This is a genomic window from Bacteroidales bacterium (genome assembly GCA_035353855.1).
Classification (GTDB): Bacteria; Bacteroidota; Bacteroidia; order Bacteroidales; family CG2-30-32-10; genus DAOQAK01.
Genome location: DAOQAK010000039.1, coordinates 1 through 13044, shown reverse-complemented (window position 1 = coordinate 13044; position 13044 = coordinate 1). Strand labels below are relative to the sequence as shown.

Sequence of the window (13044 nt, the reverse complement as noted above, 5' to 3'; positions counted from 1 at the left end):
TGTAATATATTTGTAGTACTATGAAAGGACAATCCAAACCATTTATCTACTCAGGTGAAAATTGTATTGACGATTTCAAATTGTATTTGAATAATTCGAAGTATTCAAAAATTATTTTCTTTACCGATGAAAATACCAATGAATACTGTTATCCATTAATTGCTCCTTCATTTGAGAATCATATCAATATTCAGATTCCAAGCGGCGAAGAAAATAAAAATATTGAAACATGTTCAAAAGTCTGGGACGAGTTATCAAAACATAATTTTGACAGAAATGCTGTTGTGGTGAACCTGGGAGGTGGAGTTATTTGCGATATGGGTGGTTTCATTGCTGCAACATATAAAAGAGGAATTGATTTTATTCATTTTCCTACCACTCTCTTATCGATGTGCGATGCCAGTATAGGTGGAAAACTTGGCGTGAATCATAATGGACTTAAAAATTATATAGGGCTTTTTCGTAATCCCCGCGCAATTGTAATATATCCTGAATTTTTAAAAACACTTCCCGATAAACAAATGCTGTCTGGGTTTGCAGAGGTTATTAAACATGCCATCATTGCCGATAGAAAGTTATTCAATGACCTTTATTTGATAAATGATTTTACTGAAAATATTGAAAAATATATTCATCGTTCTGTAAAAATAAAATCGCGTATTGTAAACCTTGACATGCATGAGAAAGGTGTAAGGAAAAGTATAAACTTTGGTCACAGCATTGGTCATGCATTGGAAAGCTGGTTTATTATTTCAGGCGAACAAGAAAACATAACTCATGGCGAAGCCGTTGCTGCCGGGATGATTTCCGAATCGTGGATCGCTTATAAAAGGAAATTCGTAACGGAAAAAGAATTATCAAAAATTGTTACACTTATAAAAAATTTCTATAAGAAAATTATTATTGACGTGGATAAATTAGGTTCAATTGCTGAATTGATCGATAAAGATAAGAAAAACGAAAAATCTGAAATTCTTTTTACGCTTCCTGATGGTATTGGTAATTTTCATATCAATGAAAAAGTGAATCATTCCGAAATAATGGAATCACTGGAGTATTATCAAAATATTTAATGCAGGGAAAACTTCATATTGCCTTTCATCAGGGAAATGACTGTACCATTGACCTGCCCGCTTCAAAAAGCGAATGCAATCGCGCATTGATCATTAATGCTTTAAGCGAAGGTTATTGTAAAATAAATAATATATCGGAAGCCGACGATACACGATTGCTGATAAAGGCATTAACATCGAACAGTGATGTTATAGATGTTGGAAATGCTGGAACAGCAATGCGTTTCCTTTTGTCATATCTTTCTGTGTCAGGGAAAAATATTACATTGACCGGTAGCGAACGCATGAAACAACGACCAATAAAGCATTTGGTTGAAGCATTACGTTTATTAGGTGCAGATATAGAATACCTCCAGGAAAATGGTTATCCGCCCATAAAAATTCATGGAGATAAATCGAAAATGAAAGGCGGAGATATTAAAATCCCGGCAAACATTAGCAGCCAGTTTATATCGTCATTACTAATGATAGCACCTGTGCTGGAAAATGGAATGAACATGGTATTAGTTGGCGATATTTCTTCTAAACCTTATATTGAAATGACGCTTTCGATAATGAAGCATTTTGGAATTGAATATTTATGGGAAGGAAATAAAATCAGTATAAGAAACCAGAATTATATTCCGGCTGAATACAACGTGGAATCGGACTGGACAAATGCTTCATACTGGTATTCGATTGTAGCTCTGGCTAAAAATGCTGCAATATTTTTAAAAGGATTGAAACGAAATTCATTTCAGGGTGATGCTGTGATTAGCAAATGGTTTGAGCCTTTCGGTGTTGTCAGCGAATTCACTGATAAAGGAGTTTTTATTACAAAAGGAGTTGAAGATTTTTCAAAATTTCCGCGAATAATTGATTTTTCTGCAAACCCGGATTTGGCACAAACAATAATTGTGTTGGCTGCTGCAACTGATATTTCATGCAGGTTTACCGGGCTTGAAAGTTTGCGCATTAAAGAAACCGACAGGATAGCCGCATTGCAAAATGAACTAAAAAAATTCAATGTTCATTTTATTGAAGAAGCAAAAGACATTTATATCTTGAAAAATAATTTCAATAAAAACAATTCGCCTGAGATTGCAACATATAACGACCATCGCATGGCTATGTCGTTTGCTCCGCTCGCTGTGATATGTAAAGAACTTTCAATTGCCGAGCCTGAAGTAGTTGAAAAATCGTATCCGCGTTTTTGGGACGATCTGAAATTAGCAGGGTTTGAAATAAATGAAGCATCTAATAAGTAGATTCATCGTTTCACTCTGAATGACAAATGTTTTTAGTATTCTGTCATGCCGAAGTTTTTTTGATGTTATGTTATGCCGAAGAATGAGGCATCTAATAAGAATAAAATGTATCAATAATATTTTGTTTAACTTTGTGTTTCGGAGTTTTTGTAGCAATATCGAAATAAAGTATTTTAAAAAAATTTCTATCAGGTAATATGGCAAACGCTGAAGTATCAAAGGTTAAATCGGAAAAGTTTATTGAAATAAAAGGAGCGAGGGTTAATAATCTTAAAAATATTTCTGTATCCATTCCAAGGAATAAGCTTGTTGTTATTACCGGTTTGTCGGGTTCAGGGAAATCATCACTGGCATTCGATACCCTTTATGCCGAAGGGCAGCGGCGATATGTTGAAAGTTTAAGCTCGTATGCCCGCCAGTTTCTCGGAAGAATGAACAAACCCGATGTTGATTATATAACCGGAATTTCACCTGCCATAGCTATTGAACAAAAAGTTACCACTCGCAATCCACGCTCTACTGTAGGAACTTCAACGGAAATTTATGAATACCTTAAACTATTATTTGCCCGAATCGGGAAAACATATTCGCCTGTAAGTGGCGAATTAGTGAGGAGCGACAGTGTTACTGATGTGGTAAATTATATCGCTTCACTTTATGAATCAACAAAGGTGATGATTTTTTCGCCAGTAATTCCGGATGCAAAGAAATCAATTCGGGGTAGGCTTGAAGTGCTATTGCAACAAGGTTTTTCACGCATAGTGCTGAATAATGAAATTGTAAAAATAGAAGATATTCTTCGTGAGAAGAATGAAAAAAATATTAAAGAAGTAATTCAGGTTTTGATCGACCGTTTTGTGATCTCATTTGAAAACACCGATTTGTTATCGCGAATTGCCGATTCGGTAGAAACCGCATTCTACGAGGGAAAAGGGAAATGTTTTGTAGAGTTTGAAAATAAAAATGGCGAAAAAAAGTTAAAGGAATTTTCAAATAAATTTGAAGCCGACGGAATTCTTTTTGAAGAACCATCAGTAAATTTATTTGCATTCAATAATCCTTACGGTGCCTGTAAAACCTGCGAGGGATTTGGAAATGTGATGGGTATTGATGAAGACCTGGTTGTTCCCGATAAAACATTGTCGGTTTATGATGATGCCATTGCATGCTGGCGCGGTGAGAAGATGAGTGAGTGGAAAGAACCGCTGGTGATGAATGCATATAAATTCAATTTTCCCATTCATACACCATATGGACAATTAAGCAAAGAAGAAAAGGAATTGATATGGACAGGCAATAAACATTTCCATGGCTTGAATGATTTCTTTAAATTATTGGAATTACAAACGTATAAGATTCAATACAGGGTGATGCTTTCGCGTTATCGCGGAAAAACTTTCTGCCCGGAATGCAAAGGCACACGTTTGCGCAAAGACGCGTCGTATGTAAAGATTTGCGGTAGTTCCATCTCTGAATTAGTTGTTTTACCCTTAACAAAGCTCTACGAATTTTTTAATAATCTTGATTTAAACGATTACGATAAACTGGTTTCGGAACGCTTGCTTGTTGAAATTCGCACACGATTGCAATTCCTGTTGGATGTGGGTTTGGGATATTTAACGTTGAACAGACTGTCATCAACATTGTCTGGTGGTGAATCGCAGCGAATAAACCTGGCAACTTATTTAGGAAGCAGTCTTGTCGGCTCGATGTATATTCTCGACGAGCCCAGTATTGGTCTGCATCCGCGCGATACGCATAATTTGATAAAAGTTCTGAAATCGTTACGTGATATTGGAAACAGCGTTATTGTTGTTGAACATGATGAAGATATTATCCGTTCGTCGGATAGCCTTATTGATATTGGTCCGCTGGCAGGTGCACATGGCGGCGAGATCATGTTTAACGGCACGTTCAGCGATTTGATGAAGCATGATGAGAACCTTACTTCAAAATATCTTACAGGAAAATTAAAAATTAAAATTCCCGAATCGCGCCGTAAATGGAAAGAGTATATTGAAATAGTTGGAGCAAGGCAACACAATTTAAAATCAATAAATGTGAAAATTCCGTTGAATGCAATGACCGTGATTACAGGCGTCAGTGGTTCGGGGAAAACAACATTGGTTAAAAATATATTATATCCTGCCTTGAAAAAAATATATGGCGGATATGGCGAAAAAACAGGGCAGTTCGATAAACTCGATGGTGATGTGAAAAGTATTGCTGCTGTTGAAATGATCGACCAGAATCCTATTGGCCGCTCGTCGCGCTCGAACCCGGTTACCTATATAAAAGCTTATGATGAAATTCGTGAACTGTATTCCTCGCAGCAATTGGCAAGGATGCGCGGTTATAAACCCGGGTATTTTTCATTTAACATTGCAGGTGGACGTTGCGAAGAATGTGAGGGTGCAGGCGAAGTTACCATTGAGATGCAGTTCATGGCTGATATAAATTTAGTTTGTGAAGAGTGTAAAGGTAAACGTTTTAAAAGCGAAGTCCTTGATGTAACATATCGCGGAAAAAATATCAGCGATATTCTTGAACATACGGTTGATGAAGCCATAGCATTTTTCTCGTTGAAAGAAAAATCATCGCTCGAAAGTAAAATTATCTCTAAGCTGAAACCATTGGCTGATGTGGGTTTGGGATATATCAAACTCGGACAGGCATCGAGTACGCTTAGTGGTGGCGAAGCGCAGCGTGTGAAGCTGGCCTATTTTCTATCGAAAGGAAATGCAGAAGCATCAACACTTTTTATTTTTGACGAACCCACAACAGGACTGCATTTTCACGACATCAATAAACTATTGGTTGCTTTCAATGCATTAATAAAAAATGGTCATTCGGTTTTAATTGTTGAACACAATGGCGAAATAATTAAATCGGCCGATTGGGTTATCGACCTTGGTCCCGAAGGTGGCGAAAATGGCGGAACGGTTGTTTTTGCAGGAACTCCCGAAGAACTTATCGATTGCGAAAAATCGTATACAGCAAAATATTTGAAGAAATATTTTTAAAAGAAAAACCTTTGAAGTCTATTTGGGAATGCAGGGCTGAGTCTTCAAAGGTTTGTGTGTTGGGGTAATGTTTTTTTGAATACTTTTCTACTAAGTTTAAAATTTTAAAATAATTTTCCTGATGTTTTTTGGTTTGAATTTTATTTAAATTTGATAATTATTCAAATTAGAAATGGATTTGAAAAAATATTATTAATTGATGTTACGCAAAACTCAAAATAAAATTTTATAAACTTTAATCAATAAGGATTTTAAGAGTATATGCCGTAGGCATAACCGCTTGGTAAAATATATAACCACTATGAAGTTGTGTGCTGAAGGCACAACCCAATTAACTGAACGTATTTGAAAGCTATGTGGTCTTGAAAGTGTAGTACCTACGGTACAACAAGGAGTGAGTTGTACCTTTTTTACCAAGCTGTTGTCCCTAACGGGACATAATATAATAAAATAATGTTGTTTCGATACAAATAATGATTTTGCATAACATCAGTTATTAAATATTTCAGAATTGTTTATTTTCGTGATGTAAAATTTGCAAATTAAAAATAAGCAATAATTAGAAGAAAATTGCGGATAATGGAATTATGTAAATTATAAAAGATGAAAAAAAGAATCTACTTTATATTTATAATACTGATTACACTTTTTGCATGTAAAAAACAGGTTGACAAGGAAAGACCTGAATTTATTGGATTATGGCATGCATGTGTTGATGGTGGTTGTACATATTTTGTACATCTGTCAATTGATGAATATAGTCATGCCAATTACATGATTTATTGGCAGGGGAAAGATATTGAACATGGAGGAATAGCAAAAGCAAATGACCATTTTTTAAAATTGAAAGATGTATTTTATTTTAAAATTATTGAATATCCACATCCTATAGATACAACTATTGAAAAGTATTATGTGTACGATTATAATGATGGAAAAACTAAGTTGGCAAATTGGAAAATGATACTTAATGGACCAAAGCCTTCAGCCTTATATGTAAGCGGTAAATGGACATATTATAAAGCCGACTATTAATTTACAATAAAATCTCATTTCTGTATTTTCTGAATTTTATCTACTTTTGTAAAAACTTCGTTGAATAAAGTTTTTGTTTCTTTTAAAAATATTTTTACTTATTTAAAATATTTTTTTAATCATTTATAGTACAATTAAAATTAAAGCCATGAAGTATTTAAATTCAATTTTAGTAGTTGCGTTAGCAGTTATTATTTTTTCATCATGTAAAAAAGAAGGCCCTGCCGGTCCTCAAGGTCCAACTGGTCCTACTGGCCCAACAGGTAACACTTCGCTTGTAGATCCGGCGTTGTATGGCAAATGGGCTGTGCAAAGCGGTTTGACAGGAACAAGTTATCTGATAATTAAAGATGATAATATTACCTATCGGCTTGATTCGGCTGCTTATGGTTTTAAAAGATTATATACCGATATGGCATTTGTTACAAGTTCGCAAATTAAGATTTTTGGTATAGTTTATAATTATACGATTAGTAATAATACCTTGTACCTATCAAACTTAAATAGCAATATCGTGTTAACAAAAAACGATAATGCGCCTGATGAAACGGAGTGGGTAACTTACGTGAATGTTATTGATAGTATTGTTAGTCCTAACCCCACTGACGATGGCCGCCAGGATATAGGTTTCGATGGAACAAATATTTTATGGACTACAAAATCATCTTCAAATACACTTTATAAAATTAACCCTGTAACGCATGCTGTTACTACATTGACATTAAGTGGAACTTATTATTATTCCGGTGCTTTGTATGCTTCATCAAGTTTATGGTTGTCCGATCAGAATGTGATTTATAAAGTGAATCCTACTACCGGTGCGGTAATTTCAACAAGCCCCACTTTATGTTCAAGCACAATTACCGGTCTTGCTCTGTATGGCGATTATATGTTTTATTCCGATTGGTCGGGACATGTTTATTACTGGGATATTACAGGCAGCACAGTGTATCCATTCTTCGATCGCATGGTTAACGGAATGGAATATGTTGGCGGGTATTTGTATTTGGCTTATGGTGATATGGTTTACAAATGTCAGATGTCGCCATTTAAATGTGTTCAAACATATTATGTCGATTCTCCTTTGGCAGGAAGCAATAATGGCGGTATTACATTTGATGGTTCTAATTTCTGGATCGCAGGTTATAGTTACGATACCGATGAATATAAACTTGTAAAACTGGATATGTAATAGCGAAATAAATTTCAATGATATGAGAACAGTAAGAATTTTATTTATCATAATATTTGCATCGATTATTTTTACGGAATGTAAAAAAGAAGGACCTCAGGGACCAACAGGCCCAACGGGTCCGCAAGGTGCAACAGGCTATTCCACCGACCCTGATCCTGACCTGTACGGGAAATGGCAGATTGTAAGCGGATTGTCGGAAACAAAATATATTATACTTAAAAATAATAATATCCTATACGCACTCGATACGGTTGATTATGGTTTCCGCTCACTGCGTGTCGATCTGGCATTTATTACCTATGCGCAGATTGAAGTATTCATGAATTTGTTTAATTACACAATTAGTAATGATACGTTGGTGTTATCAAATCAAACGGAAACAATAGTGTTTAAGAAAAATGATAATGCTCCTGATGAAACAGAATGGGTGACATTTGTAACTGTTTCCGATAGTATTGCCAGTCCTGTAACTAACGGAGATGGCAGGCAGGATATAGGTTTCGACGGGATGAATATTTTGTGGACAGCCGAATCAAATTCAAACACACTTCAAAAGATCAATCCTGTAACACATGCTATTTCGTCTTTAACATTGAGCGGTACATATTATTATGGAGGTGTGAATTTTACAAACCCTGATTTATATATTTCAAATAATAACAAAATCATTAAAGTGAATCCTTCTACCGGAGCTGTGATTTCAACAAGTCCAACAATAACATCAGGCCGGATTAAAGCGCTGGCATTGGTGGGACAAACCATGTATTGTTCTGCTGATGGTTATATATATACATGGGATATCTCAACCAATGCAGTATTGCAGCATTTCCCGTTTGACGCTGATGGTATGGAGTATGTGGGCGGATATTTATATTTCTTTCAGGATTCCCAGATTCATAAATGCCAGCTTAGCCCGTTTAAATGCATTGCTTCATATTATGTGAATCATAAAATCAAAACCAGTTATAATGGCGGCATAACCCACGACGGGGCTAATTTCTGGATAGCCAGCAGCGATCAAAGCAATCAGTATTATTTGTATAAAATTAATTTTTAAACCTATTATATTTTGAGTGCGCTTATTCATAAAATAAGCGCACTCAAATATTACCTGTATCGTATCTTTTTTTACCTTCATTTTATTTTAATTATGTCGTTTGAATATCTCCGAAAATTTGTGTAGGTTTGTAGAACTGGCTAAACTTAATTTGATTATTCTATAGTAGATGTTTTATTATTAAAATTTGTTTTGACGGATTAAATGAAAAAAATATTCACATATATATTATTATTTTTCCCGGTAATTATTTTCGCGCAAACAAAGGGTGTTTACGAAATAGGCTTACCTCTTGTCAGGAATTTTTCACCTTTTGAATATAAAGCATTTTCGCAAAACTGGGGTTTTGTCCAGGATAAAAGAGGGGTACTGTATTTTGCTAATGGTGATGGAGTGCTTGAATACGATGGCGTTCAGTGGCACGTGATCCCAATAACCAACGATTATATGGTAAGCTCCCTGGCAATCGACAGCAGCGACAGGGTATATGTTGGTTCTACAGGCGAGTTTGGTTATCTTGCACCGACTAAAAACGGTGTTTTAAAATACGTTTCCCTTCTTGATAAATTTGATAAGAATGATAAAAATTTTGATTATATTTTTAATATACGTATTACTTCATCAGGCTTATATTTTGTTTCGGATGAAAAATTATATAAGTGGGATGGAAAGAAAATTCATACATGGCACATAAAAAAATCAAGTAATTGTTATAAATATGGTAACCGTATTTTGTTATGGCAAAAAGGTGTGGGATTAAAGTATCTGAAAAATGATACCATTACAAAAATAAATAATGGCGAATTCTTTTCTAACATCAGTATAAATAATATACTGCCGTATTCGAACAAAAAAATGTTGATCGTGTCGAAGGACAGTGGATTGTACATCATGTCAAATCCTTTCACCCTCAGTAATCATGATTATCCTGTTGTTTATAAATTTTATAACCAGGCTGATTATTTTATTAAACATAACCAATTATTAAATTGCGCGCGATTAAAAAATGGGTACTATGCATTTGCAACTTTGTTTGGCGGAACAGTAATCATGGATCGTGATGGTAACCTTGCGCAGGTACTTGATAAAAAAGCAGGCATACAAAATGAAACTCACAATGCTGTTGGTGAAGATCAGCAAAATGCAATATGGCTTTCACTCGATAATGGTATTGCACGTGTAGATGCATCCTCGCCTATAAGCTTCTGGAATGATGATAAGGGTTTGAAGGGAAGCGTGATGTCCATTACCCGTTTCAATGGAGGATTATTTGTAGGAACATGGCAGGGTGTATTTTATCATGATTATTCCCCCGGAAAATATTCAATTAGCGAAGAAGGATTGAATACAGATATTTCACAGTTCAAATTACTGAAAGGTATTCGTTCCACCTCATGGGATTTATTGGTAGTGAAAAATGAAAAAAATGCTTTAAAAAATAAACTGCTTGTTGCAACATCATCGGGAGTTTATGAAGTTGAAAACTATACAGCAAAACAGCTCACTAAAAGCAAAGCAATAAAAATATATCATTATCAGAAAGACCCTTCAAAAATATTCATTGCTGCCGAAGATGGTTTATTATGTTTGTCTGTCAAATATTCAGGTGATGAAATATTATTTGAAATTGAAGATTCCATAAAAGGATTGAATGATAAAATAATCAGCATTGTGGAAGATGGATCAGGTAAAATGTGGATATCAACGCAGTTTTCAGGCATTTATCTTTTAGAATTCAATAAGTGGACAGGCAATAGAATTTCACTTCCTTTAAAAGAAAAACAAACATACACATTAACCCAATTCGAAGAAGCAGCATCAGGTTTGCCTTCAATATCTCCATCTATTTATAAGATTCAGAATGAAATTTATTTTCTTTTAGAAGAAGGCGTTTATAAACCGGTTGAAGTAAAACAAAATGGAAAGAACCCATCTGTTAAATTTAGAAAAGTAATTAGCTCGGCTTTGAAATTTTATAATAAAGGTATTTTTATAAATATGCTCAGTGAGGATTCAATGGGAAACCTGTGGATCCAGTTTACTGATAATAATTATAAAACAAAATCGATTGCTAAAGCAGCCATTCAGAAAAATGGGATTTATCAGGTAAGTCTTATTCCATTCAAGCCGATCCCCCAGGTGGAGATATATTCCATATATGCCGAAAATAATGGCATAACCTGGTTTGGTGGCGATGATGGAATGGTGAGATATGACGGTACATCAAAATACAAATACAATGTAAATTTTAATACGTTGATAAGAAAAGTTATTTTGGAACGCGATTCCGTACTTTTTGGTGGAACATTTTATACCGTATTTAATGATAGCGGCGAGTATTCAGGATTATCAATAAATCAAACCGAAGAACTGAAACCGCAGGTGGCATTCAATTATAACAGCATTACTTTTGAATTTACTGCAACTACTTTTTTCAATGAGAAATCAAGAATGTTTAAAGTATTCCTTGAAGGATTTGATAAGAAGTGGTCGGACTGGACACTGGAAACCAAAAAAGAATATACCAACTTACCTCCGGGTAGTTATATTTTTCATGTAAAGGCAAAAAATATTTTTGATACGGAAAGCCCTGAAACTACTTATGAATTCGAGATTCTTCCGCCATGGTACCGCACGTGGTTTGCCTATTTTATTTATATAGTTGGTTTTGTATTATTCATTCGTATGGTTTTAAAATATAGCAACAAGCGATTAAAGGATGCAAAATTAAAACTGGAAGAACTGGTGAATGAGCGTACGAATGAGATCAATTCACAGAAAAATGAACTGGAAAAAGAAAAAGAAAAATCAGATAAACTGTTGCTGAATATTCTTCCTTTTAGAATTGCAAAGGAGCTTAAAGAGAATGGTAATGCCAAAACAAAATATTTTGAAATGGCTACTGTTTTATTTTCCGATTTCAAAGACTTTACCATTATTGCCCAGCAGCTCGAACCACAGGAGCTTATTGCCGAACTTAACCGAAGCTTTGTATTCTTCGATAATGTATGCGTGCGACATAATATTGAGAAAATAAAAACCGTTGGCGATTCGTATATGTGTGCCGGTGGGGTTCCTATTAAGAATAAAACAAATCCTGTTGATGTGGTTCTTGCTGCATTTGAAATGCGTGATTTTATTGCACGGTTAAAAAAGGAACAATCTGCAAAAGGGCGTACCCTGTGGAAGATAAGGATAGGTGTTCATTCCGGTGAAATCATTTCCGGCGTAGTTGGTAAAAAGAAATTTGCTTACGATATATGGGGCGATACGGTAAATACTGCAAGCCGCCTGGAACAAACCAGTTTGCCGAATAAAATAAATATTTCAGGAGTTACTTATGAGCATGTGAAGGATTTCTTCGAGTGTACTTATCGTGGAAAAATTCCTGTAAAACATAAAGGCGAGATTGATATGTATTTTGCAGAACGTATCAAACCTGAGCTGTCGGTTGATGATGAAGGAAGAGTACCTAATCAGAAATTCTGGGATTTATATGAACAACTTACCGTATAATCATTATGAATTATAAAGAAGCCGAAAAAAATATTTTAAATAGATTGGAAAACGAGATTCCAAAGAATTATTATTATCATAATTATAAGCACACCCTTGATGTGCTCTCTTCTGCCGAATATTACGGGGAGCAGGAAAAACTGGGTAATGAAGATATGATACTTCTTAAAACAGCTGCTTTATTTCATGATGCCGGTTTTCTTGTAAAGTATTCGCATAGCGAGGAAGCATCGGTGAATATTGTAAATAATGTTTTACCGAATTATGATTATAATCCGCGACAAATTGAAATTATAAACCGGATGATTCTTAGCACAGAAATTCCTCAGAAACCACGAACTCTGCCGGAAAAAGTTTTATGCGATGCCGACCTTGATTACTTAGGAAGAAAAGATTTTTATATGACCGGGTTGTTACTGTTCAGAGAATGGAACGAAAACGGTATTGTAACTTCAATAAAAGAATGGTATGTCCAGGAATTGTATTTTTTACAACAGCACGAATATTTTACAAAGTCGGCAATTAAATTAAGGCAGGAATTAAAAATGTTCCATTTAAACCAGGTGAAAGAATTACTTGATAAAAATGTTTAATGGCATTGATCAATGCGAAGAATATTTATTATTTCCCTTTTTTCTCTTTTCTCTGTTTTTGCTTTTCCTCAAGGCAATACAGGCAGCTTGTTGAATGTTCTGAAAAAAAGTTTATAGCATCCAATCAAGGTGTGAGAAATCGTAACTTTTTCTTCTTTAGAATTAAACACTTTTCGCATGGCACCTTAAAAAATGAAATTGCCATTATCACTATTACTATTACAAAGTTTACATGAATATATAACTTAAATAGGGGTTGCTGAAAAATTCGAAGATGCTTTATTTTCAGGAATTATCTGCATATT

General features: G+C 34.8%; 8 protein-coding genes. All 8 read left to right on the top strand.

All coding sequences use genetic code 11. The annotated features are described in order from the left end of the window. The first annotated feature begins 20 nt into the window (after window positions 1-20). On the top strand, window positions 21-1073 hold the full coding sequence (gene aroB / locus PKK00_10580) for a 3-dehydroquinate synthase (GenBank protein HNW98843.1): 1053 nt from the start codon (window positions 21-23) through the stop codon (window positions 1071-1073). After that, window positions 1073-2320 carry a 3-phosphoshikimate 1-carboxyvinyltransferase gene (gene aroA, locus PKK00_10575; protein HNW98842.1) on the top strand — a complete coding sequence of 416 codons (1248 nt, stop codon included), beginning with the start codon at window positions 1073-1075 and terminating at the stop codon, window positions 2318-2320. Before aroB ends, aroA begins: the two co-directional genes overlap by 1 nt. A gap of 197 nt (window positions 2321-2517) precedes the next feature. After that, window positions 2518-5343 (top strand): excinuclease ABC subunit UvrA, encoded by a 2826-nt coding sequence (gene uvrA / locus PKK00_10570; protein HNW98841.1) that lies wholly within the window; start codon window positions 2518-2520, stop codon window positions 5341-5343. Between the two features lie 603 nt (window positions 5344-5946). Next, window positions 5947-6378, top strand: a complete 432-nt coding sequence (locus PKK00_10565) for a hypothetical protein (GenBank protein HNW98840.1) — start codon at window positions 5947-5949, stop codon at window positions 6376-6378. Window positions 6379-6526: 148 nt separating this feature from the next. After that, complete coding sequence (locus PKK00_10560; protein HNW98839.1) at window positions 6527-7570, top strand: hypothetical protein; 1044 nt, start codon at window positions 6527-6529, stop codon at window positions 7568-7570. Window positions 7571-7592: 22 nt separating this feature from the next. After that, window positions 7593-8630, top strand: coding sequence for a hypothetical protein (locus PKK00_10555; protein ID HNW98838.1), 1038 nt, complete (start codon window positions 7593-7595; stop codon window positions 8628-8630). 204 nt (window positions 8631-8834) lie between these two features. Further along, window positions 8835-12146: an adenylate/guanylate cyclase domain-containing protein gene (locus tag PKK00_10550; protein HNW98837.1), complete on the top strand. Its 3312-nt coding sequence runs from the start codon at window positions 8835-8837 to the stop codon at window positions 12144-12146. 5 nt (window positions 12147-12151) lie between these two features. Beyond that, on the top strand, window positions 12152-12739 hold the full coding sequence (locus tag PKK00_10545; protein HNW98836.1) for an HD domain-containing protein: 588 nt from the start codon (window positions 12152-12154) through the stop codon (window positions 12737-12739). The last annotated feature ends 305 nt before the right edge of the window (window positions 12740-13044 follow it).